Genomic DNA, 25,690 nt, shown 5'->3' on the forward strand with positions numbered 1-25,690 from the left:
TAAGAACTCCCGAAAAATAACCGCAAATGGAAAAGACGCTCCGTACGTTTGAAAAATACACCTGTTATACACTCCTGGGTATAGGCATGTTTTATATCACGTTCCAGATTGTAGAACTGTTATGGCTTACAGCTACCGGCCTTATAAAACGATTCCAGGATGTTGGGTTTACATATGCACCTGAATACAGCCGGAGCATGACCCTCCTGTTCTTCAATATACTGCTGGCCCTGGAGATACTGGAAACGGTAAAGGTGTTTGAAAAAAGCCATGAAGTAAAAATCAGGATTATCCTGATGGTATGTATGATTGCTGTAAGCCGGAAGATCCTGATGCTCGATATTTTTGAAGGGAATCCTATGTCGGAGATAGCGCTGGCAGCGCTCATCGTCGGGCTCTCCGGTGGATATTACCTGATCAATAAAAAGCTATCTGTCAGATCTGAAGAACAAAACTAGCGGGCCCCGGCCTGTTGCAACAGCTGTACGATCTCTTTATAGCCTCTTTTTTGTGCATGTTGCAAAGCCGTTACACCGTCTTTGTCCGCTATATTCACATGGGCGCCGGCGGCAATCAGCATCTTCACCACCTGCTGATGCGCGGCGCCACCCTGGCCTAGTATCACTGCCTCCAGGAGGGCAGTCCAGCCCAGGCGGTTGATATGATCTACCGGGAAATTTTTATCTGCCAGCAAAATGGCTATCACTTCAAGGTGTGCGCGTTCGCAGGCAGGGATCAACGCAGAGCCGCCATAGCGGTTATACACTTTATAATCCGCACCAGGCAGGTATAGTTTTACCAGATCGGTATAGCCTTCCGCACCGGCATACAGGAAAGGGGAGTTCTGCAGGTGATCCTGCGTATTTACATTAGCGCCGGCAGCGAGCAGTAATTTTGCGGCAGCAGTATGATGATGATAAGTCGCCACCATTAACGGCGTACGCCCTTCCGCATCTTTTGCTTCCACCTGTTCGCCCCTGGCAACCGCCGTTTTGATAGCATCGGTATCATTGGCCGCAGCCGCTTTAAAAATGATCATATCACGCATAGTCATCTCCTTTTCTTTTTGTGCACAGGCCGGATGCATAACCCAGAGCAGGCCCAGTAATAAGGTTAGTCGCATTGTCGAGGATTGTTACACGAAAATAAATCAATGCTGTGTTGATAACTGGTGCTATTCATGCATAAAACAGGACTAATTAAAACTACTGTTCTTCTTCCGCCCGTTAAAAAGATATATCCGTTCATCTATTTTAAAGCCAAAATCCGGATTTATTTGCTAACTTATTAGTGATTAAATCCGGTAGAAAATGCCACAGGAAAACGACCAACAAAACCATCCGCATAAAAAGGAAAAACATGAGGCCCGCCGCGACTTCCTGAAACAATCCTCCGCGATGATGGCACTGGCCCTCACACCGCCGCTGGTAATGAAAGCAGCGCAGCACGATGAAGCCATTGCCGGCATCTTTGAGAAGATGCCGGTTAGCATGGAAATAAACGGAAAAAAAGTACAGGTTACTGTAGAGCCGCGTGTTACATTGCTGGACCTGCTCCGGGAACAACTGGATCTGACCGGTACCAAAAAAGGCTGCGATCACGGTCAGTGCGGCGCCTGTACGGTGCATGTAAACGGCCACCGTATCAATTCCTGTCTCACGCTCGCCGTTATGCAGGAAGGCAAAAAGATTACTACTATTGAAGGCCTCGCCAACGGGGAACAACTCCACCCGGTACAGGAAGCCTTTATTAAGCACGATGGCTTCCAGTGCGGCTATTGCACGCCCGGGCAAATCATGTCGGCGGTAGCCTGTATCCGCGAAGGCCATGCCGGTTCCCCGGAAGAGATAAGAGAATTTATGAGTGGGAATATTTGCCGCTGCGGCGCATACGACAATATCGTTCATGCCATCATGGATGTAAAACAGGGAGGGAAAACAGTATGAACCAATTCTCCTATGTACGCCCCGCCAGTCTGAAAGCAGCCATAGATGCGGTGGCAAAAGATAACACGGCCCGCTTCATTGCCGGTGGTACCAACCTGCTGGACCTGATGAAAAGCGGTGTAATGATCCCGGAAAAACTGGTAGACATTAACCGTTTGCCGTTAAAAGATATCCAGCTAAATGGTAATACCCTGCATATAGGCGCACTGGCACTTAACAGTGAACTGGCCGCACATGAGCTGGTTACCACGCATCATCCGTTGCTGTCGCAGGCATTACTGGCAGGTGCGTCACAGCAACTCCGTAATATGGCTACCGTAGGCGGCAATATGATGCAACGTACCCGCTGCACTTATTTTTATGATACTACCATGCCTTGTAATAAACGCAGCCCCAACAGCGGCTGTGGCGCCATTGGTGGTATCAACCGTATGCACGCCATCTTTGGTGCCAGCGAAAGCTGTATTGCCGTACACCCCAGCGATATGTGCGTGGCCCTCGCCGCACTGGATGCTACCGTACTGGTAAGCGGCCCAAAAGGTAACCGCCGTATTCCTTTCACAGATTTTCACCGCCTGCCGGGTAATACCCCGCAGCTGGACAATAACCTGGTAAAGGGAGAACTGATCACAGCGGTGGAAATTCCTGCTAACGCCTACACGAAAAATGTATACTACCTGAAAGTTCGTGACCGCGCCTCTTACGCATTTGCCCTGGTATCAGTAGCTGCAGCGCTGGATATCAGCAATAATGTAATCAGGAGCGCCCGGCTGGCAATGGGTGGCGTAGCGCATAAGCCCTGGCGGCTATATGAGGCAGAGAAAGCACTGGCCGGTAAAGCGCCCACGGAAGAAAATTTCCGCGATGCCGCCAACATCGCCCTGCAATCTGCCAAAGCATACCAGCATAACCGGTTTAAAACCGGTTTATCTGTCAACAGTATCCAAACCGCCTTACTTAAAGCTGCCAGCGTATGAAAAAGCAACAAACAGGACAGTCGATGGACCGTGTAGATGGCCGCCTGAAAGTAACCGGCGGGGCAAAATATTTTGCCGACCATCACTTGCCGGATCTGCTGTATGCCGCGCTGGTATGCAGCCCTATCAGCAACGGCACCATTAAGAGCATCAATACTACCAAAGCTCTCAAGGCCCCCGGTGTGCAGGATGTGGTGTCTCACCTCAACGCGCCGCCGGTGCCGGGATACAAGAATTCCGATCCCAACGCGAAAGACGGTCTCAAAATATTCAAAGACAACCGCATCTACTCCAACGGGCAACCCGTAGCCATAGTGATGGCCAATACAATGGAACGCGCCGTATATGCCGCCTCCCTGGTGGAAGTACAATACAACCAGGAAACGCATTATACCGATATGAATGCCAATATGGGCAAAGCCTTTCAGAACAACCGGATGAAAGACTATACACGCGGGGAAGCAGACGCCTGGAAAAAAGCGCCGGTAACCATTGATGCCACCTACAGTCTTCCGCTGGAAGTGCATAATCCCATGGAACTGGCTGGTATTATTGCCCACTGGGATACGCCGGATTCACTGGTAGTGTATGCCAAAACCCAGGGAGTAAAAAATGTACAGGACACCATCAAAAGATTATTCCAATTACCCGAACAGAATATCACCGTGCATTCACAGTTTGTGGGCGGCGGTTTTGGTATGGCACTCCGCGTTTGGCCACTTGAAATAGCCACTATACTGGCCGCAAAAAAAGTGCGCAAACCGGTGAAGCTGGTGATAACGCGTGATCAGATGTTTACACTGGTAGGTTACCGCCCTGCCGCCGTACAGCAATTAAGCCTGGGCGCCACAGCGGATGGTAAACTCACCGGTATCACCCATGAAGCGGTGGCAGTTACCTCTCCTTACGAGGATTTTACCGAAGGCATTGTAGCCATGAGTAAATTCATGTACGCCTGCCCAAACGTAAATACCCGCTATAAACTGGTACCGCTTAATATCAGCACGCCTATCTGGATGCGCGGCCCCGGCGAAGCTACCGGCGCATTTGCGCTGGAATCGGCGATCGATGAACTGTCATATAAACTCAATATGGATCCGCTGGAGCTCAGAATACTGAACCACGCGGATACCGATCCTGAAAAGAACCTGCCTTTCTCCAGTAAATATCTCCGGGAAGCTTATCAGCTGGGAGCTGAAAAAATTGGCTGGTCGAACCGCAAAGCCGCTCCCCGCAGCATGCAGGAAGACGGTATGCTGGTTGGCTATGGCATGAGCAGCGGTACCTTTGGTGCATTCCGCGGTAAGGCTACGGTGTCGGCTACACTGAAAGCAGATGGTGCGCTTATTCTCCAGAGCGCCGCTGCCGATATTGGTCCGGGTACTGCTACCGCAATGGTACAGATAGCAGCAGATGTAACCGGCATTGCCCCTGCGAAAATAAAGTTCATGCTCGGTGAATCTGCCTATCCGTTCGCACCACAGCAGGGCGGTTCTTCTACCGTATCTACTTTAGGCAGCGCGGTAACAGATGCCTGTAAGGCGCTGCAGCAAAAGCTGGCGGACCTTGCCATCAACCATGTGCCGGCGTTTAAAAATGCTGCCCCCGAAACAATTACTTTTGAAGATGGACAACTGCAGAGAGCCGGGCAATCTGAAAAAATTTCTTACGAAACGATCTTACAACAACAACAGCTGCCGGAAGTAAATGTAGTCGCCACTTCGCAAAGCGGGGAAGAAAGAAAAAAATATTCCATGTATTCTTTCTCCGTTCACTTTACCAAAGTACATGTACACCCGGCTACCGGCGTGGTTCGTATAAAACATATTGTAAGTGTGGCAGATGCAGGTACTATTGTAAACGCTAAAACAGCCCGCAGCCAGATGATTGGCGGCGTGGTAGGCGGCATAGGCATGGCGCTCACCGAAGAAGCGGTCATGGATCACCGTTTCGGACGTTTTGTAAACAATAACTATGCAGACTACCACGTTCCTGTAAATGCAGATACACCACCCACCGATGTATATTTCATTAACAAGAAAGATCCTTACATTAATCCGATGGGGTCAAAGGGCATGGGAGAAATAGCGCTGATAGGCTTTGCTGCCGCAGTTTCCAATGCAGTGTACCACGCTACCGGCAAGCGGATACGTGACCTGCCTATCACTCCCGATAAAGTGCTTGATGAGAAAGTATACCAGTTGGAAACGAGAAATAAAATGAATTCATGAAAGAACTGGAAGATATCGTAAAATCATATTATGCTGCCTGCAGCCAGGGCATGAAAACCGCGCTGGCCACCGTGGTACACGTAGAAGGCTCTGCTTACCGGCAACCCGGCGCAAGGATGCTGGTTACAGAAACCGGTGTGCTCACCGGCGCCATCAGCGGCGGCTGCCTCGAAGGAGACGCCCTCCGGAAAGCGCAACTGGTAATGATGCAGCAACAACCCATGCTGGTAACCTATGATACCAACGATGAAGATGATGCCAAACTGGGCGTAGGACTCGGATGCAACGGTATCATTCATATATTGCTGGAACCGGTGAACGCGGAAGATCCCACCAATCCCGTGGCCATGTTGCAGGAAATAATATCCCATCGCGCATCGGCAGTATTGGTGACCCTGTTCACCCTGCGCCAGCGCAAAGCGCCACAACCCGGTACCTGCCTGGTACTCACCGCCAATGGCCAGATGCAGCACTGCATAACAGACGGCGACCTGCAAAACGCCGTCACCGCAGATGCACATCACGCATTGCAAACGCATACGTCTTTTACAAAAACATACCTCTCTACCGGCAACGACTATACGGCACATATAGCTTACATCCCGCCAGCGCCACAACTATTGATCGCCGGCGCCGGCAACGACGTTATCCCGCTGGTAAAAATAGCTGCGCTGCTCGGATGGCACACCATCGTTGTGGATGGCCGCCCCGGTTACGCTACCACTATGCGTTTTCCGGAAGCCACACAGCTGATCACCGCCAAGCCTGCACAAGTGCTCTCCCAGGTACAAACAGATCACTATACCGTGGCAGTGCTGATGACGCATAACTACAACTATGATCTCGCCCTGCTGGCGCAACTGCTTTCGCTGCAACTGCCTTACACCGGTGTGCTGGGTCCCGCCAAAAAGCTGCAGCGCATGTTCGACGAACTGGCTGAAAACGGCATCTGCGTTTCCGCGGAACAACGGGCACGTATATACGGACCAGCAGGACTGGACCTGGGTGCAGAAACAGCGGAAGAAATAGCCTTGTCTGTTATCAGTGAAATAAAGTCTGTACTCTCTGCCGCTGCCGCTACATCACTCCGGGAAAAAAGCACTGCTATCCATTCCCGCGAACAACAGATTATCCTTCAACAACAACTATAATGGAAACAACTGGTATCATCATCCTGGCCGCCGGAGCCTCAAAACGACTGGGAACACCCAAACAACAACTTCCCTTCCAGAACAAAAGCCTGTTGCAAAATGTAGTGCATGCTGCCCGCCAGTGTGATATGCCCACGGTGGTGGTGCTTGGCGCCTTTGCCACCCAGATCAGGGAACAGCTGGTGTCAGAAAAAGTACACACCGTGGTAAACCCCAACTGGCCCGCCGGCATGGGCGGCTCTATCCATACGGGGTTGCAGCACCTGCTACGTATAGCCCCTCACGTAAGTAATGCTTTGCTGCTGCTGTGCGACCAGCCTTTCATTACCACTGCGCTGCTGGAAGAAATGTTTGCACTGAAAGATGCTACCGGCAAACCCATGGTAGCTTGCACCTATGGCGACGCTACCGGCACACCGGCGCTTTTTGGCAAATCATTCTTTCCACAACTGCTGGCTCTCAATGGCCAGGAAGGCGCCAAAAAAATATTGCTCCAACACAGGGAGCAGGTAGCTACCGTCGATTTTCCACAGGGAGCAGTAGATATAGATACCAATGGCGACTATGAACAACTGCTTACCAGTACAAAATAAACCGCTGTTTCAGGGTACAACTCCAGTATGAATACACCCTTCTATCTGTTACCCAACCGAAGAAACCTTTATGGTACTGTATTACAGGTGCCTGACCGGGTATCGCTTTCTCCTTTCTGAAAAAATATTTTTTGGTAAATAAAATGACATGCTTATATTTGTCCACAAGATTGGTAGACTAATAAAAACTTACCGCCATGAACACAGATCAGTATTACCTAAAGCTGCGCCAGATAAGCGCATCAACCAACCACCCCGCAATAGCGGCGTCTTATTGTTGTTGTTAATTCCCACTCCCCCCTGCGGCCACCCCACCAATTGCCGCGACACCATTTTCTATTTCAACAACTGATTTAACACTGTTAACAAAAAATTCGTCATGAAAACGACCAACCAACCCGTATTCTCCCTTGCCGGAGGAGTCACTGCAGCGCATCTTGCCTGGTTCCGCACCTATGGCATCATACAGTTCAAAAACTTTCTCGACAAAAGTGCATTGGCAACCGTGCATGAAGAAGTGGAACGTGTACAGGAATTACTGATCAGGAATAACATCCAGAAAGTAAACGGTATTCCGCTCAAATTTGGCACAGACGTGGACGGCAGCCCGCTGATCCAGCGCATCGCCTTCGCATCGCACTACAGCAACGTGCTGCGGGAGCTATTAAAAGATAAAAGACTGCAAACACTCACAGCTTTGCTGGGCCCCTACTCCGGCAGGATCGGTGAAAACGAAAAAGACGGACTGGTGGTAAACCATTACGTCAACACTACGGAGAGCCAGTTTAAACAACTGGGTTGGCACACCGACAGTCCGCGCGATCTGTTCCTGGGCTCACGCATCCTGCCAATGCTCAATGTAGGCATTCATCTCGACGATTGCCCGCTGGACAATGGCGGCCTGAGAGTATTACCCGGCACACATGAACAGGGAATACTGAAGTTATTATTCAGAAAGAAATACTTCATCGATAATAACCCTGATCAAAAAGAAGTAGGCCTTGAAATTGAAGCGGGTGACCTCACGGTTCACGACGGGCGCCTCTGGCACCGCGTACAGCAGTCGCCCTACACCGGCGAAAAAAGCCGCCGGAGAGTGATGTATATTCCTATCATCACCGGCGCCTATCAGCCTAAAACAGCCAGCAGTCCTACTCCGTTTTATCACAAACTGGCACATCTCAAACAACATCTGTATGGTGGCAAACCACAATGGGCACATATAAAAGCCCGGTCCGAAAGCCTCGCAGAAGTAAACACGCCATCTCTTTAAAAATATATTCCGATGTCATACGCATTAATAACCGGCGCAGCAAAAGGAATAGGAAAAGCCATTGCTGCACAACTCGCGGAAAGAAATTATCACCTGTTGCTGGTAGATATAGATGAAAAAAGCCTGGCAGCAACAGCGGAAACACTCGCGGCGCAATATCACGTGAACGTACATACGTTACACCAGGATCTGTCCGCCCCGGATGCTTTATCAAATGTTACAGGCTGGAGCAGCACCTGGCATCATTCGCTGACCGTAGTAGTGAATAACGCCGGCTATGGCATCAACGGACAGTTTGAGCAACTCACGCTGCAGGAACAGTTCAACATCATTGATGTAAATATCAGGGCACAGGTAGGCTTATCGTACGCCTATATACCGGTACTGCGGCAATTTTCTAAAGCATACCTGCTCAATCTTGCCAGCACTACCGCCTATCAAACGGTGCCTTATCTCAACATTTACGCGTCTACAAAAGCCTTCGCGCTTTCCTTTACACGCGGGCTCCGGTATGAACTCAGGCATTCCCCCATATCGGTGAGTGCCCTGAGTCCCGGGAGCACCGACACGGACTTTGTGAACCGGGCACGCATGGGTGACTACACCCGCAACATTGCCAACCGCTTCAATATGACGCCGGAAAAAGTCGCCAAAATTGCGATAGACGGCCTCTTCAAAGGCAAAGCGGAGATCATTCCCGGCTTCACCAATAAATTGAACGCATGGCTGCCAAAATTCTTCCCGAAATTATTTGTAGAGAAAATCGCCGCAGGCATCTATGAACCAAAAGAGAAGGAAGCCGGCACAGTAGCACTCACCGCATAATACAACCCCTGCTTATATCAGAAAGCGGCATCAGGCCTGGTGCCGCTTTCTGATGTATATGGGAACAACATTTGCAGCGCTCTTATTAAAAAGATAATGGCAACTGCAGGCATTCATATCGGCACATCCGGCTGGAGCTATAAGCATTGGCGCGAAATATTCTATCCAACAGGATTAAAACCCGTTGACTATCTTCCCTGGTATGCAAAACAATTTAAGGTAACAGAAATAAATACCAGCTTCTATCATCTCCCAAAACCTGCAACGGTAGCCGCCTGGATAGAGAAAGTGCCGGCGCGTTTCCGCTTCTGCCCAAAGATCAGCAGATATATCACTCACGTGAAAAGATTACTGGATCCGGAAGAATCACTGCCCAGGTTCTTTGATATCTTCGATCCTTTCATCAAACACCTCGGACCCGTACTCATCCAGTTGCCGGCAACGGCTGCTTTTGATGCAGAAAGAGCTGATCATTTCTTTAAAGTGCTGACTGAAAACTATCCCGATTATCATTTCGCACTGGAAGCGCGACACGAAAGCTGGCTTTCTGAGGAAGCAATGACGTTATTGCGGCAATACAAAATTGCCTGGGTAATTGCACTATCCGGGCGCCGCTGGCCGTTTGCAGAAGCCATAACAGCAAAACATATCTACGTCCGCTTCCACGGACCCGACGGCAAATACGATAAACTATATCCTGAAAAAACGATGGATACCTATGCCGGCAAATTCAAAGAATGGCAACAGGACAAACATACAGTCTGGGCATTCTTTAACAACGACGGGCACGGCTACGCTTTGCAAAATGCGGAACAGGTGATGGCACTACTCAAATAGTTCCTGCTCATCCGTATAATAAGTTTTCCGGCCGCCGCCGGTATCCTTCTTAATAGGAGCACCACCGGGACTCTCCGTTAATTTAGCGTTATGTACCAGCATAAAATCGCGGACCTCGCCATTAATAATATCAGGGTTACTTTTCAGGATTTTCTTTTCGGCTCCTTCGAGTATTTTTTTAACTGATTTCAACAATGCTTTGATCTTTGCCGCCGGTATTTTATTGGCAACAGAAAAAGGAGAGATCTTTGCATCCCATAAAATATCATCTGCATAGGCGTTTCCAATGCCCAGTACATTGTGCTGATCCAGCAAGTATTTTTTGATGGTTATTTTCTTCTTTGCCAGCTGGGCGGTCAGGTAACTTTCATTGAAGTCTTTCGACATCGCATCCGGTGCCGTTTTTTCTTCCGGATCGAGGGTGATATTGGCAGCCGCCTGGAAATCCGTCAAAGCCAGCCCGGTGCCATCGGCAAACAATAATTCTACAATAGTATGCTTCTGCTCATTCTTCTTTTCAAATAAATACAATTTCCCGTGCAGCATTAAATGCATCCCCAGCACATGCCCGTTTTTAAATACAAAATGCAACTCCTTTCCTACCCGCTGTATATGTTCCAGTACCTGCCCTTCCAGGGCCGCCTGCAGGTCTGCCTCTTTGGTATGTAATTTCTTCGCGTTCTTTACCGTAATGGACTTCAGTTTTTTATGAAGTAGCGCCTTTTCCAGGTTATGCCGGAAGGCTTGCAGATCAGGTAACTCAGGCATAATGAATATTTTTAAGATAAGTTAACGAATATGGAGGAAATAATAAAGGGCCGGCAGCAATAACCGGCCCATTTTTATGGCAGTTTTTTCCTTTTACGAAACAACAAACTAAAGATAAGGATCATAGCAGATCAGCTTTTGCTGATATTGTCCATCATTTAACCAATATTAACCACTTATACATAATTTTCATGTATGTGAACGGCCTGTTAAAATATCCGCTCAGCGGCCTCAGACGCGGATTTCAGGACTTTTTAAACCTAAAAATCGGTATATTTGCAGTCTATGCCTTTTCTCTAAACCAATAAAACACGGAGTGTGAACATGAAATTGAAGAAAGTGATTAAACCGTTGATTTTTATTATTACCATTTGTCTTTTCGTATTCCTATTTACAAATTTTACAAACCTTACTACTGCCGGAACATCCACCGCGGTTATTAAACCAGCTACCGCTGTAAAAACGGACTCGGTTCAACGGGAAAGTTTATACGACATGATGCGACTGGATACCACCGGTCTTTCCAGGGAGGCGTTTGACAATGCCCTGGTAGGATACGAGCATCTGCAGGAAAACGGAAGGATCAAAAATCCGGATGTGTTGTCTATTATCGACTTCTCCCTGCCCAGTACCAAAAAGCGTTTGTTTGTGATAGACTTGAAGAATAAGCTGTTACTTTTTAATACGCTCGTTTCTCATGGCCGGAACTCCGGTAAGGATATTGCCAATGCTTTTTCCAACAAGATGAACAGCTTTAAAAGCAGTCTTGGTTTTTATGTTACCGGCGATACCTATAACGGCGAACATGGTTATTCTCTCCGTTTGGAGGGAGAAGAAGCCGGCATCAACGATAATGCCCTCAGCAGGGGTATTGTGATGCATAGCGCAAATTATGTGAACGATAACCTCGGTAAATTACAGGGTTATATTGGGCGCAGCCTGGGATGTCCCGCCATCCCCGAAAATGTGCACCGTAAAGTGATCAGCAGCATCAGGAATGGTACCTGCCTGTTTCTTTACAGCCCGGATAAATATTATTCTGCACATACCCGCATTCTTGTAAAAGACAGCACCGCGTCTTAAATTCATTTAAACAGCTTTTCCTTAAAAACGGCGTCATGCCCATATACATCGGAGGCAAAATATAATTTGCCTCCTTCTGTCCATGCCGTGAAATAGGTAATAATCACCGGCACCGGATCTTTCACCGCCACAAACTTTTCCTTTCCGCTGTTCATTGCACTGTCAATTTTTTCGTTGGTCCATTGGGGTGAGTCCTCCAAAACAAACTGCGCCATTTTTACCGGATCTTTCAGTCGAATACAACCATGACTATATGCCCGGTTATCACGGTCAAAAAGACTTTTCTCAGGCGTATCATGAAAGTAAATATTATAACTGTTCGGAAACAGGAACTTCACGCGGCCAAGGGCATTACGTTGCCCGGGGCGCTGACGGATCACCGGCAACCCGTTCGCCTGCCCTGTTACTTCCATATCTTTCGAGGCCAGGTAGCCCCTGTTGCGCTGAATGGCTGGCAGAATTTCCTTTCGCACAATGCTGCGGGGTATATTCCAGTAAGGGCTGAATACCACCTGGTTCAGCATTCCTGAAAACATAGTCGTACTGTGTCCTTCTTTTCCCACCACAATATCCATATCGAACAAACGTTTATCCCCCTCCGTTACATGTAGCATGAAAGCCGGTATATTCACCAGGATCAGCTTCCCCTGCGGCTTAACAGGCATCCATTTCATGCGTTCCATATTCAGCAGCAGCGCCTGCATCCGCTCTTCCGCAGAAACGTTCAGTGCATTGATCACTGTATCATTCAATACACCGTTTTGCGTATATCCATTGCTGTTACGGAACGTATTGATGGCAGTTTCCAGTTCATCATTAAATACATCGGTGCTGTCATTTTGCTTCAGCTCCCCGGTTATCTGCAACCGTTTTTTTACGGCTATAATTTCGGGAGATGATTGCCCTTTTTTTAATCCCTTCTTAATCACGGGCAATGGTTGCCAGCCACCATTTTTTACATATTCCCGGTAGGCTTTGAGCGGTTCCTTCATGGGGGCAACTGCCGGAAACATTTTATCATTGGTTTTAAGCATGGAGTCAGCCAGTTCCATCACGGTGTAGCGCTGCGCTGGTATCATATGTTCAAGCTGACCAATACTGCCGCCGGTTTCCCTGAAATAATTGATGAGCCGCCAGGTAAGCTGCAATTCCGTTTTAATGAATTCTTTGTCTGTGGCGCTCACCACCAGGCTGTCTTCATCCATAAGGGCGTTCAGCCGCTTATCAAGCGCCCGGTTGCTGGTACTATCGTTACTGTAATTGTACAGGCTCCGGAAGGCGGCGGCTTGTTCTACAGGCCCTTTACTGTCGAACCAGGCAAACTCGAAATTACGTGCATTATAAAAGCTGCGTAACCGGTCAGCAATGGTATCGTTCAGTTTTTCTGCAGTGATGAATGCGGCTATCGCCGAACTGTCCAGGAACAGGTCGTTATAGGCATTTTCAGGGGTAATCCCGGCGTTGCGGGGACTAATGTGTTCAGCAGACGTGGCTGGCGCAGACGGGGAGTTACAGCCATTGAGTATGTATGCAAACAATGTAATCAGTAGTAGCCTTTTCATACTGGTCTACTATCAAATTAGAAGCCGGTTGCCAGATGCCATGCTACAGCGGCAAAAGGAAGAGCGGACGTAGCCGTGACGGAACAAACTGTGCATATAGCGCAACAAAAAGCCCTCCCGGGGATACCAGGAGGGCTTTCTCACGAAAATATCTGTGTTAATTTTTTAGTCCCAGGTATTGCTGTACTGACTTATAATTCTTCCAGTCCACTCCACTGGCGCTACGGGCAGCAACGCCGCCGGGCACCAGCACATAACGGAACTGCTGGATCACTTTTTCGCCGGGGTAATTGCCCGAGCTGAGATCATGACTGGCCAGGATAACGATTCCTCCTTCGGAGGCGCGGAAACTTACAAACAGGTAGGGGTCCACGTAAGGCAAAGGCACGATATAAGGTGCATCGGCCGAATCAATGTTGAAATAAACATTTATGACGCCTTTGGATAGTATCTCCTTGGTCAGTTTGGGAATTTCTATGGCGCCAATAAAGCCATCGCCGGTTGGCACGCCATTTTCATCCCGGATACTATCAAAAGCAACGTTGAGCCAGTCCGAGTAGATCACATTGGCCACACCGGTATCACCTTTGGGGCCACCGGGGCCGGCAGGACCGGCGGGGCCCCCTGGACCAGCAGGACCAGGATTTCCGGCAGGGCCCTGGGCTCCGTCTTTGGAGCAGGCAGCAAAAGCCAGAATTACAGCAAATAAGCACATCAGGGGCAGGTGACGGGAAGAAAATTTCATAAAGGAAGATTTTGGATGATTTAATATAATTAATGATATGTGGAGATGCAAGGCAACGGGATCTTTAACACGTTAGTCAATATACAAAAAAACAAACAACAAAAATGCGATAATTTAGTTCAGGTAGCCCTCCATAACTTCCTGCCCCTGGCTAAAACAAAATCGCTCTTTGTTGGTTTAAATACAATAGACCCTTTTTATCATCTGAACCATTTCTTTAATAACCTATAGTTAAAATATGACCGTGCACCGCAAACTCTGTGTAATAATACCTGTACATAAGTCCGTGTTGTCCGAGGAGGAAACGTTATCGCTACACGCTTGCTACAGGCATTTAAAAGCATTCGACTGTTTTCTTGTTTTCCCGGAAGGCTTGCCCGTCGACCGCTTTCTCGCAATTCATCCCGGGCTCATCCCAAAACCGGTAGCTCCGTCATGGCTTTCTTCTCTGGCAAACTATAACCGGATGAAATTATCTGTTCCGTTTTACCAGCAATTTGCTGACTACGAATTTATGATGACCTACGAACTGGATGCTTATATCTTCAGTTCCAAAGTACACGAGCATCATGGATTCGATTTCGATTTTATAGGAGCGCCTGTTTTTGAGGGATACCTGAATGCAACACCGGATGCACCATTCCATGGTGCGCTTAATTCCGGTTTTTCTATCCGGAATATACAGTCATGTCTTAGCGTGCTGAAATTACTTAGAAGATATAGGCTAAGATGGAAGTTCTACCATTTTATTTATGCCAACTGCGCCGCTTTACGGAAAAGAATAAAACAGGATCAGGACGCTATCTTTTTTAATATCCATCTTAAAAAATATTATACCGGGAAAAATTTTAATGAAGATATGATCTGGACGCAGGTAGTTCCACTCCTGGATCCCTCATTCAAAACAGCTCCGCCGGAAACCGCCGCTGCATTCAGTTTTGAAGTAAATCCAGAACGGCTGTATGAATTAAATAACGGCAGGTTACCACTCGGATGCCATGCCTGGTTCAGATTTCCTTTCTGGAAAGAACATATAAAGAAGATAACTGTGCACTGATCAGTTACCCTTGTTTACCATGCATCATTTTATTAAATTTACTATACATCTATTTATCAGGTATGGCCAATTATCATGTGCAATCACCTGTCCTATTATTATCCTTCAACCGACCTGATACTGCCTTAAAAATATTTGAACGGGTAAGAGAAGCCCGGCCCGCTAAGTTGTATATCGCTGCAGACGGACCACGAGCCGGTGTAGAAAAAGATACACAGCTATGCCGGGAAACAAGAATGATTTATGACCAGGTAGATTGGGACTGCAGCGTGCACAAACTATTCAGTGAAGAAAATAAAGGTTGCAAGGTTGCTGTAGCGGAAGCTGTGACCTGGTTTTTTCAACAGGAAGAGGAAGGTATTATCCTGGAAGATGATTGCCTGCCCACCAACGACTTCTTCTACTTTTGCGATCAGCTGCTTCCCCGGTACCGGCACGATACCCGTATGGTAAATATCACCGGTACCAATTTGCAGATGGGAAAAAAGTGGGGAAACGGCAGCTATTATTTCTCACAATACAGCCACATCTGGGGATGGGCAAGCTGGCGGCGGGCATGGGAAGCATACGACATCGACCTGGAACACTATAACGAAAAAGACGCCGTTGCTGTACTGGAAAATATCTTTAGTGATCAGTTCCTGATCGATGGATGGATCGAAATCTTTCAAAAATTAAAAAGAAAAGAAATAGATTCCTGGGACTACCAGTTTAACCTGATTAACTTTTTCCGGAATGGACTATGTATTACACCAAATGTAAATCTGATCAGCAACTTAGGGTTCAGGCCGGATGCCACCCACACTTATAATGTCCCGGAAGATCACGCCAATTTACCGGCGGAACAACTGGAAAAACCTTTGGTGCATCCTTTGCATTTTACGCCGGAAAAACGCGCCGATTATTATTTTTTAAGCAAAGACTTTAGGCTCGAAGAGAAATGGCAAAAAGTAAAAAAAGAGCAACTGCTGAGAAGACGGTTTAAACGGTGGGTAAGAAGTCTTTTTAAATAAATCATCCTCAAACGTCCAGCAGTATGTTTAAAAAAATGATAGAAAAATCTGCCCTGAAAAAGATCCACCCCTATTACGAAATAGATGGATGGCTAACCGAACGGGAAGCGCTGGGGCTGTTCCTTACCGCCCGCAAATTGCGTCGCGATGCAGTAGTGGTGGAAATTGGCAGTTGGCAGGGCAAAAGCACTTACTGCATTTCAAGAGGACTCCGGTCAGGAAAAATCTATGCGATTGATCCATTTAATGCAGACGCAGGGTTCGACCAGGGAAGCCGGAAGGAATATGCAGAAAAAGGCGCCACTACCGATCTTTTGATCCGCTTTACGGAAAATATGGAACGCCTGTCTGTTCATGATAAAATCATCGTGAAGAAAGGCTACTCATATGAAATGCACAACGATTTTCAAAAGATCGACTTCCTCTTTATCGATGGCGACCACTCCATCGCAGGATGCAGATCGGATTTTGAATTATACGCCTCTAAAGTGGTAAGAGGCGGCTACATCGCTTTCCACGATTACTACCCGGACCGGGATGAACTGGGACCTACTTATGTAATCCAGAACCTGGCAGGCGACCATTTTAATTTTTCCAGGCAATATGACTCGTTATGGATTGGAAAAAAACGATAGATTATTCGCTGGTCATATGCACCTTTAACCCGGACGAACGCATCCTGCAACGTTGCCTGGAAGCAGTATACCGCCTGGACACTACCGGCATTTCCACCGAAGTTATTTTAGTGGATAATAACAGCGATCTCCCACTCCACCAGCAATCATATGTAAAGGAGTTTGAAGAAAAGATCCCCGGCATGCACCTCCTCCTGGTACGGGAACAGGGCGTAAATTATGCACGGATGGCGGCCATAGAAAAAGCCGCTGGCAACTTTATCGTATACTTTGATTACGACAATGAACCGGAAAGGGATTACCTCCGGGAACTAAAAAAACTAAACGAACAATTCCCTAACGTGGCAGCCTGGGGCCCTGGTAAGGTGAAGGTGGATTTCATTGACGGCGTAGATGCTGCCATTATGCATTTTGCCAGCATGGCCTTTCAGCAACGGGAAGAACAAACGGTAAGAACCGCACGCGAAACTTCATGGCAATCCTGTTATCCTTTTGGTACCGGTCTTTGCACCACCGCTTCCCTGTTAAAAGAATTTGTGCAGCTGGCCCGCCAGGGACGCTTTACTGCCTCGGGAAGAAAAGGGAATAAACTCAGCAGCGGAGAAGATACCCAAATGGTACTACACTGCATCAGCAAAGGATACGAGGCAGGCGTATCCCCCGCCCTGAAACTTACGCATATCATACCCCGCAGCCGGGCCAACAGCCAATACCTTCAACGCTTGCTGTATGGCACATTTATCTGTTATGAAACCTGCCTGTTACAGGTATTCCCGGAACAAAAAAGATCGCTCGAACAAAAAATAATGCCGCGATGGAAATTCTCCCGGAAATCCCTGAAGAAATTCATCAGGGCCCGGTGGAGTAAAGATCCGCACAAAATGTTTGACCTCGTGGAATTCATTGCCACCAATGCGGGCACCTATACCGCACTGGATAAACCAATACCGTTGCCGGTAAACCAGATAGTAAGGATACTAAAAGTGGAGTAGCTTAAAAATAATTATCAATATGAAGTGGAAGATTCCGGAAAGTAATATGAAAGGCGTTTCAGTTATTATTTGCTGCTATAACAGCGCTTCCCGGCTGCCGCAAACATTAGCGCATCTGAATGAACAGGTAGTTCCGGAAGGTTTTTCCTGGGAGATTATATTAGTTAACAACGCCTCAACAGATAACACCGTTGAATACACCAGCACGGTGTGGAAGGAAAATAAACCGGCGAACGCCACCTGCCGGGTAGTGGAGGAGCTTACACGCGGGCAAATGTATGCCCGGAAAAGAGGCGCCAGGGAAGCTAATTATGAATGCCTCATATTTTGTGATGATGATAACCTGCTGGATAAAAACTACGTTTATCTTTCATGGCAGGTGATGTTGAAAGATAAAAAGATAGGAGCTGCAGGCGGACAAAATGTTCCGGTAACAAATTCGGCAGCTTATCCCGACTGGTTTGAAGAATACAAAGATAAATATGCCATTGGCATTCCCGCGGAAGAATCGGGCGATGTAACACATCGCGGGTTTTTGCTCGGCGCCGGGCTGATTACCCGCCGGGCGCTGTTCCTGCAGGTATTTGACGACAGGTACCCTTCCCTCCTGAACGGCAGGAATGGGGAAAAACTCACCACCGGCGACGATTTCGAATACTGCAAACGCCTGCTCCTGTGGGGGTTTACTTTATATTATGATAAAGATCTGAAGCTGAAACATTTTATACCGGCAGAAAGATTAACAATAGATTACAGGGACCGCCTGATGGACGGCATCCGCGAAGCCACAAAAGTGCTGAGCGTGTACGACAGGGCGCTTTTCCTGCACAACAAAAACAAACATAAAAACAGGTGGCGCTTACTCGCGATAACTCCCTTCCGGATACTGCTGGCAAGAATAGGTTTATCTAAAAGGGATCTGACAACAGAAAGACAGGTACTCTTTTACCTGTCGCCATTTGCACGCGAACAGGACGAAGTAACCAGCTCAATTAAAAAATTCTTAAATAATAAATGATGGCAAGAGAAAGAAGAAAGCAGTTTAAGGTATTCTCTTTTTATAATCATAAAGTAAATCCCCGCGTACCCCGGTACCAAAAAGCGGTGTTTGGTAAATTCGGAGTACCGGTACATCATATTATTGATGAACAATTCAGTCATGGCGATTTTCTGAATCATATATGCAGAACCGTTACTGATACCGACTACCTGATTTTTTTTGATATTGATTGCGTGCCCACGCGTAAAGAGTGGCTATCTGATCTTTTGGAAGATCTTCGCGAACCCCGTACCATTGCCGGCGCCGCGCAAACGGCTAATCACCTGCGCGATGCAAAAAACCTGTACGTTTCGCCATTCTTCTTCGGTATTTCCACGGCTTATCTGAAAGAGCTGGGATACCCGGATATGAATATGACAGAAGATATGGATGCAGGGCAAAACCTGACAGAAGAAATTATCCGGCAGGGCGGCCATGTAAAATACTGGTGGCCCACCCATATCGAAGACGAGCAATGGTATCTGCATCATCCGGAACATAATAAATTCGGATACGGCACTACTTACAACGATCGCATTTATCATGCGTTCCTGTCGCGCCACGATTTATCGCAACGCTTTATAAAGAAGTGTAAATCAATATTACCGTTATTTACCAAACTCCGTTTGAAGCTCACGGATAAAAAACAATCTCCTCCCATAGGACAATAAAAAAAGGCGTCTCCTGTTAAAGAGACGCCTTCAGGTAAATATTATTATACTCTTCCCATTACCGGGTCGCTCACGCTTTCTTTCCCGGTTTCCACCCTGCCGGCATAACGCTGTGCAAACCCATCACTGCCGGTGGTCTTTACAGAGAAATCGTACCAGCCGTGGCTTTTAGCCAGATCTATTACTAAGGTGGCGGTTGTTCGTGCGGCTACTGTTTTCTTCAGCACGCCTTTGTTATACCCCAGGTCGCTGATGGTAAAGGTAGCCGGCTGCGTGCCGCGGTTTACCAGTTTCAATTCTACGTTCCCGGTCAGCTTCTTACTGTTGGTAAGGGTCCGTTGATAGCTGCACTGGATTTCCACCTGCGGGTCGCCGGCATCGCCGGTAAACTCACGGTAAAACCCGTTGGGGCCGTATACTCTCAGGTGATAATGCGCGTCTTCAAAAGACGATAGCGGCCAGGTATCTTTCAGTTGGTCTCCTGCCTTCACAGCGTACGACCAGGTGCGTACCGGTTCCATTGTTTGCGTGGTTTCCTGCAGGTATTTGCCGGGCGCATATACATTGAAGGGAGCGCCGGCAGCCCGGTCGCCAAATACCTTGCTGGCCGCTTCAAAACTGATCTCAAACGATTGCTTATCCGCTCCCAGTTTTCCGCCTACGTATAATTCATAAGGCAATGCGTTGGCAACACGGGTACCTTTCTCCTGCTGTGGCATCCATTCTGCTGTGGCGGGATTGGCGTTGATCTTCGCAATTTCCTCCGCAGTGAGCAGCTTAAATTCATCCGGCAGCTTCTTGAACTTCGCATTGTAGATCGTTTCAATGAACTCGTTCCTTTCAGGAAATGGCACTGATATTTTTTCCCCATTAAAAGGACGGAATACGGAAGTAAGATCACTGCACACCGTACGGCGCCAGGCAGAAATGTTCGTTTCTTTAACTGGCTTACCGGTTTTATGCTCCAGGAAATGCTCCATTAACTGCAGGATGGAAGTATGGTCGCATACCTGTGAATTTACATAGCCACCACGGCTCCAGGGCGATGCAATTACCAATGGTACGCGGTATCCCAGCCCGATAGGGCTTTCCCTGATTTCATCTGCGCTGAGATATTTCTTTGCTTCTTCTTCCGCACGTGTTACATATTCAATACCGGTATCAATTCCTGCAGACACTTTGCCGGTACCGGGTTTATGCGGTGCGGTAAACGGAGGTACGTGGTCGAAATAGCCATCATTCTCATCATAACATAAAATGAAGATGGTCTTTTTCCATACCTCTTCCTGGCGGGTAAGGATATCCAGTACCTCAGATACGTACCAGGCGCCATACCATGGCGATCCAGGGTGATCGGAGAATTCGCCCGGTGCCACCAGCCAGGAAATAGTTGGCAGCTTGCCCTCATTTACATCTGTTCTGAACTGGTGGAGGATATCTCCTTTTGGCACCTGCACAGTTCTTTCCGTGTCTCCGTCTTTGTAGGTGAGAGTTTCCAGCTCATGGTAATCAGGATCACCAATATTGGTGGTAAATGCTTTTTTATGAAGATTTTGCGCGCGCTGCGGCAATTTTGCAAAATTAGCCGCTGTAAACTTTTCTGCATCAGACTTTGCTCTTTCCAGTTCCGCTTTACGCTGATCCAGTTGCTTTTGCAGCTTGGTGGCTTCCTCCCCGGAAGTGCCAGCCAGTTTGGATGCCAGTGTTTTTATTTCAGCGGGCAGTTCTTTGATTTTGCGTTGCAGGTACTGGATATGCCCCGCTGCGAAACGAACATTATAGGCAGCGAACCACTCTATAGGATTATCGGTAAAGTTGGCCAGCATGCCGTCCTTTTCCCCTTCCAGGCCCGCGGCGCTGATTTCATTCTGGTAAATTTTCCAGGAAACGCCGTTGTCTTCCAGGCGTTCGGGGAAGCTGGTCCAATGCGCTTCCCGGCCATAGTCCACATCTTCGTTCCATACGTTAGCTTTGGAATCAGCCTTCTGCTCATCGCGCAGGGTACCCGTCCACAAATAAAGCCTGTTGGGCGTGGTACCGGTTAATGAGGAGCAGAAATTCTGGTCACATACGGTAAACGCATCTGCCAGGGAATAATAAAACGGGATATCTTCCCGGTTATAATAACCCAGTGTGAGGGGCATCGGGGCCCAGTCTTTATTGCCTGATTTTTTTACCAGCAGCCACTTATCGTATTTGCCGTTGTTACGGGCATCTACCTGGTTACCCCATGAATGCGGCAGGCTGCTCATCCACGTAGCCTTTGTTTCCTTCAGGTTAAGCCGGAAAGGGGCATACGTTTCATTGTTGGCATTGCTCTGCAACCACACCAGGTTTTTATTGGGCAGCTGGATAGCACGTGGATCATTGTAGCCCCGTACTCCGCGGAGCGTTCCATAACAGTGGTCAAAGGAGCGGTTCTCCTGCATCAGCACTACAATGTGTTCTGCATCCAGGAACGTGGTACCCGGCTTGGGATCAATGGCCATTGCCCGCTGGATAGACGCCGGCAGGGCACTGAAAACGCCGGCAGCTCCGGATAGCAACGCCGCCTTCTTAATAAAATCTCTTCTGTTATCCATTATTCGTTGAATTTTTCATGTACACTGTAAAGGGATTACGAAAGATGGAAAATAGTAAAAATCCTGTGCTATACGCAACTTACTATGAAGAATGGCTGTTATTTTATTATTATGGTTCCGGTTTAACGGAAATAAAAAAGGCGCCCGTTTCCACGGAAGCCTTTATATATGTTGAGAAATGGTAAAGCCGGTTTACTGCGCAGAAGGTATCAATACAATTTTCACTCTCACTTTGGTAGCCGGTTTTTGTGAGTTAACACCGTTTACACCTTTGATATCTACTTCTACTGCCTGATCATCGTGAATAATGAAATAAGACTGATTGTTATACACCTGCGGCAATAATTCAAATGACTGTGGTACCACTGTTGGGTTGCTGGCATCATATCTGGCCATAGAAACGATCACACCATCCAACTGGTTTACATTATTTAATTCCGATACAGGAATGGAGTAAAAGTAAACGCCGGTAGCAGCATCAAATCCCCAGTCGTTCGGGTTTATTTCAAACAAAATCGTTTGGTTAGGGATGACTACTTCATTGGTTGTTTTTGTGCAACCGGGCAATATAAAACCCAGTAACAGCAGCGGCAGGTAAAACCATGTTTTCATATTGAGTTGCTTTTAATTTATTTTACCAAATACAATGCCATAAACATATAATTCCGCGCTAATCCGTATTTTTATGGTATGTTACTGCGATACCCAAAGGCCTTTGAACATATACCGGCCGTCCGGCAACAACATGCCGGGAAGTCACTGGTGGCGTGGTTCAGGCAATCTAATGAACCCGGTGAAGAACAGGGGTTTCTTACAGAAAACTCCCTCGTGTTCATTCTACGGGGCACCAAGCATATGCACTTCCCGGAAGGTGATATTATTGCACATGCCGGCGATCTGGTGCTGCTGAAAAGAGGCGTGTATCTGATGACCGATTTTATTACGGATGGCACCGATTACCAGTCGCTTTTACTGTGCGTAGATGATACCTTGCTCCGTTCCTTTATCAGTGAAGATGGCATATCCGCTCCTACCACACAAGCGGGATCCCCGGTAGTCATCTCCTGTAAAAATAACCTGCTGCAGGTGCGGAACAGCATCCTGGATTACCTGGAGCATCCCAACACCCATACCACCCGGTTGCTGGAACTGAAAATACAGGAAGTACTGCTGCTGTTGCTTTGCGGCGAACACCGGCAATCTGTCCGGGCATTCCTTTCCCATCTTTTCGACAACAGTGCGGAAAATATTTCCCTGATCATCCGCAATAACCTTTTTCAACCTTTTACCCTGGAAGAATATGCGAAAATGTGCGGGCTAAGTCTTAGCAGCTTTAAAAGGGAATTTGCCCGCCTGTACGATGCTCCTCCAAAAAAATGGATCAATGAAGAACGGCTGAAACATGCCCGTGAACTCCTCCTGCATTCCCGCAACAATGTCAATGAAATCGCCTACGAGTGCGGCTTTGAAAATGTATCTTACTTTATAAAACAATACCGGCAGCTATACGGCACTACACCCAAAAATGCACAACGGGCTAAAAATGCTATTTTCTGAACGATTCCTGCTACTGCTCCATCTCCGTCGGATATACCTTTGATAAAAATATTATCAACTATGAAACGTATATCCGTATTGGCTTTCATCCTGATGGCCGGTCATACTTTTGCACAACAAAAACTCAATAGTTCCGCATTTATGCACGCGCCGGAAAGCGTAGCAACAGACAACGACAATTATTATATTGCAGACATTGGCGAAGGCGGCAACCCCACCAAAAAAGATGGTAACGGGATCATTTTCCGTATGGACAAAAAAGGCAACGGCACCGTCTTCGCAAAAGGACTGGATGCACCTAAAGGCGCTTTTATCCTGCATCACACGCTCTTTGTAGCAGATATCGATAAAGTAAAGGGATACGACCTGAGCACCGGTAAACAGTTATACAATATCAGCTTAGCACCCGCCACCGCTTTCGTGAATGATATCACCGCCATCAACGACACTACCCTGGTGGTTTCTGCAACTGATGTAAATAAACTCTTCCTGGTGTATCCCGGTAAAAATCCGCGCGTTGAGGAACTGGTATACACCACGCCCATAAAAGGTACCAATGGTGTGACATATGACGCCCGCAGTAAAAAGCTGTATGTGTGCGGCTTTGGCGGCAATAATAAACCAGATGGACAAATTGGTTATATAGATATGACAGCAACGGAGAAAGTATTCAAACCCCTCACCAGCCGGCCGGGTTATTATGATGGCATTGCACTTACAACACATAATACACAGCTGATCGTATCCGACTGGGTAGCTTTTGAGAAGAAAGGAATACTGCTAAAACTGGACCTGGCCAGTGGCCGTATCACCACGCTGAATGAGGAACTGATTGCCGGCCCGGCTGATTTTACACTGGATGCCACCGGTGCGGCGATTGTACCTGCTATGCTGGAGGGAAACGTGTTACGGTACAATATCTCAAAATAAAAATATTTCAGTGGAGGAAGTGCGCTTCCTCCACTGAAAATAATGCTTACAATCTTACCTGTACACCGGCGGTTCCGCCAATATATCCACCATGAAATTTGTCGTTGTTCCTATGCTCGGACCATACATAATGGTTGCTCAACTCCGCTCCCACACCATGTTCCGTTTGCACGAAATTAAGCGTAGGCCCGGCAAATACTTCTACCCTGCTGCCGAATCGGTAGGCGGGAAATATGCCCAGTGTTTGACGGTGATAATATCCTTTTTTGAAATCGGAAAGCACCAGCGTGGTGGCTTCTGCATTGATCCTGAAATGTGACAACAATGGAAGATGCGCACCAATACCCGCCTGCAGGGCGTACAGCGGATTGGGATTATCTTTAAAGTTATATCCCACTCCGAGAATACCGTACAATATTCTTCCGCCTGATTTGAAAGAGGCAATGGTGGTGGCAGTTTCATCGATGCTTACACTTACCTGCTTTTCCCCGCCTTTCACGATGTTGATCACACCAATCGGGCATTCGCTGCTATCCGCGATGTTAATAAAACCTATCTGCACGCCTTTCACCTTTTTGGCAATATTCAGGAAACCAGTTATCTGTGTATGCACATTCTCTGCTTTATTCATAAAGCCGGCTATCTGTACGTTGGCATCTTTCTTTACAATATTTGCAAATCCTGCTACCTGCGCCTGTGAATTATTAGCGCCCATATTCATAAAACCTGCTATCTGCGTACCTTTTACATCCTGGCGCACGAGGTTGGCGAAACCTGCCATCTGGAAACCTTGCAAACTGCCGGACAGGTTCAGGAAACTTGCCACCATAACGCCGTTGGCGCTGGTTTTCACCTGGTTCATAAAACCTGCTACCGTAACTGCGTGAAACGTTTTACCAATGTGATTGGAAAACCCGGCTACCTGTACACCGGTAGCGCTGTCTTTGATGATATTGGAAATACCCGCGATTGCCGCGCCTGTTTCAGCTTTGGACACGCCGGCAATAATATGTAATGAAAAATGATTGGTATAGGCTGCTGCATTTTTTCCATTGCTGCTCAACGGGTATACAAAACCAATATGCGCAGGACTGGTAAGCGGCGTTTGCGCGTAAGCCGCTGTGACAAAGAATAAAACGGAAACAAAAAAACAAATGATCCGGCTGCTGAAGTAAAATGTTCTCATGGTGTGTTAGTTATTTCGTACTGTATAACGACACGTT

25 protein-coding genes are annotated in these 25,690 nt (G+C 47.5%); 18 read left to right on the forward strand and 7 right to left on the reverse strand.

The annotated features are described in order from the left end of the window. Positions 1 to 26 precede the first annotated feature (26 nt). Positions 27 to 458: a phosphate-starvation-inducible PsiE family protein gene (locus ACLHR0_RS12910; protein ID WP_436487105.1), complete on the forward strand. Its 432-nt coding sequence runs from the start codon at positions 27 to 29 to the stop codon at positions 456 to 458. On the opposite strand, the gene ACLHR0_RS12915 is transcribed toward ACLHR0_RS12910, so the two are convergent. Continuing rightward, positions 455 to 1,123: an ankyrin repeat domain-containing protein gene (locus tag ACLHR0_RS12915; protein WP_436487108.1), complete on the reverse strand. Its 669-nt coding sequence runs from the start codon at positions 1,121 to 1,123 to the stop codon at positions 455 to 457. The genes ACLHR0_RS12910 and ACLHR0_RS12915 overlap by 4 nt on opposite strands. Before the next feature lie 187 nt (positions 1,124 to 1,310). Between ACLHR0_RS12915 and ACLHR0_RS12920 the strand changes: the two genes are divergently transcribed. From ACLHR0_RS12920 to ACLHR0_RS12955, 8 genes are all read left to right on the forward strand, one after another. Further along, positions 1,311 to 1,946: a 2Fe-2S iron-sulfur cluster-binding protein gene (locus ACLHR0_RS12920; RefSeq protein WP_429050752.1), complete on the forward strand. Its 636-nt coding sequence runs from the start codon at positions 1,311 to 1,313 to the stop codon at positions 1,944 to 1,946. Continuing rightward, on the forward strand, positions 1,943 to 2,923 hold the full coding sequence (locus ACLHR0_RS12925) for an FAD binding domain-containing protein (protein WP_436487110.1): 981 nt from the start codon (positions 1,943 to 1,945) through the stop codon (positions 2,921 to 2,923). Before ACLHR0_RS12920 ends, ACLHR0_RS12925 begins: the two co-directional genes overlap by 4 nt. Next, complete coding sequence (locus ACLHR0_RS12930) at positions 2,920 to 5,154, forward strand: xanthine dehydrogenase family protein molybdopterin-binding subunit (protein ID WP_436487112.1); 2,235 nt, start codon at positions 2,920 to 2,922, stop codon at positions 5,152 to 5,154. Before ACLHR0_RS12925 ends, ACLHR0_RS12930 begins: the two co-directional genes overlap by 4 nt. Next, positions 5,151 to 6,305, forward strand: a complete 1,155-nt coding sequence (locus ACLHR0_RS12935) for an XdhC family protein (RefSeq protein ID WP_436487114.1) — start codon at positions 5,151 to 5,153, stop codon at positions 6,303 to 6,305. The genes ACLHR0_RS12930 and ACLHR0_RS12935 overlap by 4 nt, the downstream gene beginning before the upstream one ends. Next, entirely contained in the window at positions 6,305 to 6,898 is a 594-nt protein-coding gene (locus ACLHR0_RS12940; protein ID WP_436487116.1) for a nucleotidyltransferase family protein, read from the forward strand. The genes ACLHR0_RS12935 and ACLHR0_RS12940 overlap by 1 nt, the downstream gene beginning before the upstream one ends. A gap of 379 nt (positions 6,899 to 7,277) precedes the next feature. Further along, entirely contained in the window at positions 7,278 to 8,171 is an 894-nt protein-coding gene (locus tag ACLHR0_RS12945; RefSeq protein WP_429050757.1) for a phytanoyl-CoA dioxygenase family protein, read from the forward strand. Between the two features lie 12 nt (positions 8,172 to 8,183). Then, positions 8,184 to 8,996, forward strand: coding sequence for an SDR family NAD(P)-dependent oxidoreductase (locus ACLHR0_RS12950; RefSeq protein ID WP_436487118.1), 813 nt, complete (start codon positions 8,184 to 8,186; stop codon positions 8,994 to 8,996). A 96-nt stretch (positions 8,997 to 9,092) separates the two neighbouring features. After that, a complete protein-coding gene (locus ACLHR0_RS12955) occupies positions 9,093 to 9,833 on the forward strand; it encodes a DUF72 domain-containing protein (protein WP_436487120.1) in 741 nt (246 codons plus the stop codon). On the opposite strand, the gene ACLHR0_RS12960 is transcribed toward ACLHR0_RS12955, so the two are convergent. Beyond that, a complete protein-coding gene (locus ACLHR0_RS12960) occupies positions 9,822 to 10,601 on the reverse strand; it encodes an Fpg/Nei family DNA glycosylase (protein ID WP_429050760.1) in 780 nt (259 codons plus the stop codon). The two genes, ACLHR0_RS12955 and ACLHR0_RS12960, sit on opposite strands and share 12 nt — an antisense overlap. Before the next feature lie 324 nt (positions 10,602 to 10,925). Here ACLHR0_RS12960 and ACLHR0_RS12965 point away from each other — a divergent pair, with 324 nt between their 5' ends. Beyond that, positions 10,926 to 11,684 (forward strand): murein L,D-transpeptidase catalytic domain family protein, encoded by a 759-nt coding sequence (locus ACLHR0_RS12965; RefSeq protein ID WP_436487123.1) that lies wholly within the window; start codon positions 10,926 to 10,928, stop codon positions 11,682 to 11,684. Positions 11,685 to 11,686: 2 nt separating this feature from the next. On the opposite strand, the gene ACLHR0_RS12970 is transcribed toward ACLHR0_RS12965, so the two are convergent. Both ACLHR0_RS12970 and ACLHR0_RS12975 read right to left on the reverse strand, forming a co-directional pair. Next, complete coding sequence (locus tag ACLHR0_RS12970) at positions 11,687 to 13,246, reverse strand: L,D-transpeptidase family protein (protein WP_429063102.1); 1,560 nt, start codon at positions 13,244 to 13,246, stop codon at positions 11,687 to 11,689. 157 nt (positions 13,247 to 13,403) lie between these two features. Then, positions 13,404 to 13,991, reverse strand: a complete 588-nt coding sequence (locus tag ACLHR0_RS12975; protein WP_429050763.1) for a hypothetical protein — start codon at positions 13,989 to 13,991, stop codon at positions 13,404 to 13,406. Between the two features lie 238 nt (positions 13,992 to 14,229). Here ACLHR0_RS12975 and ACLHR0_RS12980 point away from each other — a divergent pair, with 238 nt between their 5' ends. From ACLHR0_RS12980 to ACLHR0_RS13005, 6 genes are all read left to right on the forward strand, one after another. Beyond that, on the forward strand, positions 14,230 to 15,048 hold the full coding sequence (locus ACLHR0_RS12980) for a DUF5672 family protein (protein WP_436487125.1): 819 nt from the start codon (positions 14,230 to 14,232) through the stop codon (positions 15,046 to 15,048). A 62-nt stretch (positions 15,049 to 15,110) separates the two neighbouring features. Continuing rightward, positions 15,111 to 16,061: a hypothetical protein gene (locus tag ACLHR0_RS12985; protein ID WP_429063100.1), complete on the forward strand. Its 951-nt coding sequence runs from the start codon at positions 15,111 to 15,113 to the stop codon at positions 16,059 to 16,061. A gap of 23 nt (positions 16,062 to 16,084) precedes the next feature. After that, positions 16,085 to 16,696 (forward strand): class I SAM-dependent methyltransferase, encoded by a 612-nt coding sequence (locus ACLHR0_RS12990; protein WP_429050766.1) that lies wholly within the window; start codon positions 16,085 to 16,087, stop codon positions 16,694 to 16,696. Further along, complete coding sequence (locus tag ACLHR0_RS12995) at positions 16,675 to 17,688, forward strand: glycosyltransferase (protein WP_436487128.1); 1,014 nt, start codon at positions 16,675 to 16,677, stop codon at positions 17,686 to 17,688. Before ACLHR0_RS12990 ends, ACLHR0_RS12995 begins: the two co-directional genes overlap by 22 nt. Positions 17,689 to 17,707: 19 nt before the next feature. Further along, positions 17,708 to 18,706 (forward strand): glycosyltransferase, encoded by a 999-nt coding sequence (locus ACLHR0_RS13000; RefSeq protein ID WP_436487130.1) that lies wholly within the window; start codon positions 17,708 to 17,710, stop codon positions 18,704 to 18,706. Continuing rightward, the gene (locus ACLHR0_RS13005) at positions 18,706 to 19,398 is read left to right on the forward strand and encodes a hypothetical protein (protein WP_370908344.1); all 693 of its coding nucleotides are present in this window, start codon (positions 18,706 to 18,708) and stop codon (positions 19,396 to 19,398) included. The genes ACLHR0_RS13000 and ACLHR0_RS13005 overlap by 1 nt, the downstream gene beginning before the upstream one ends. A gap of 44 nt (positions 19,399 to 19,442) precedes the next feature. Here the strand turns inward: ACLHR0_RS13005 and ACLHR0_RS13010 are convergent, their stop codons facing one another. Both ACLHR0_RS13010 and ACLHR0_RS13015 read right to left on the reverse strand, forming a co-directional pair. After that, on the reverse strand, positions 19,443 to 21,980 hold the full coding sequence (locus ACLHR0_RS13010) for a phosphocholine-specific phospholipase C (RefSeq protein WP_436487132.1): 2,538 nt from the start codon (positions 21,978 to 21,980) through the stop codon (positions 19,443 to 19,445). Between the two features lie 192 nt (positions 21,981 to 22,172). After that, positions 22,173 to 22,592 (reverse strand): hypothetical protein, encoded by a 420-nt coding sequence (locus ACLHR0_RS13015; protein ID WP_429050772.1) that lies wholly within the window; start codon positions 22,590 to 22,592, stop codon positions 22,173 to 22,175. A 78-nt stretch (positions 22,593 to 22,670) separates the two neighbouring features. Here ACLHR0_RS13015 and ACLHR0_RS13020 point away from each other — a divergent pair, with 78 nt between their 5' ends. Continuing rightward, positions 22,671 to 23,537 (forward strand): helix-turn-helix domain-containing protein, encoded by an 867-nt coding sequence (locus tag ACLHR0_RS13020; RefSeq protein WP_429050773.1) that lies wholly within the window; start codon positions 22,671 to 22,673, stop codon positions 23,535 to 23,537. Positions 23,538 to 23,597: 60 nt separating this feature from the next. Next, on the forward strand, positions 23,598 to 24,467 hold the full coding sequence (locus ACLHR0_RS13025) for a hypothetical protein (protein WP_436487135.1): 870 nt from the start codon (positions 23,598 to 23,600) through the stop codon (positions 24,465 to 24,467). A gap of 46 nt (positions 24,468 to 24,513) precedes the next feature. On the opposite strand, the gene ACLHR0_RS13030 is transcribed toward ACLHR0_RS13025, so the two are convergent. Next, positions 24,514 to 25,653, reverse strand: a complete 1,140-nt coding sequence (locus ACLHR0_RS13030; protein WP_436487137.1) for a hypothetical protein — start codon at positions 25,651 to 25,653, stop codon at positions 24,514 to 24,516. Positions 25,654 to 25,690 lie beyond the last annotated feature (37 nt).

The organism is Chitinophaga sp. ARDCPP14, assembly GCF_051362515.1.
Classification (GTDB): Bacteria; Bacteroidota; Bacteroidia; order Chitinophagales; family Chitinophagaceae; genus Chitinophaga.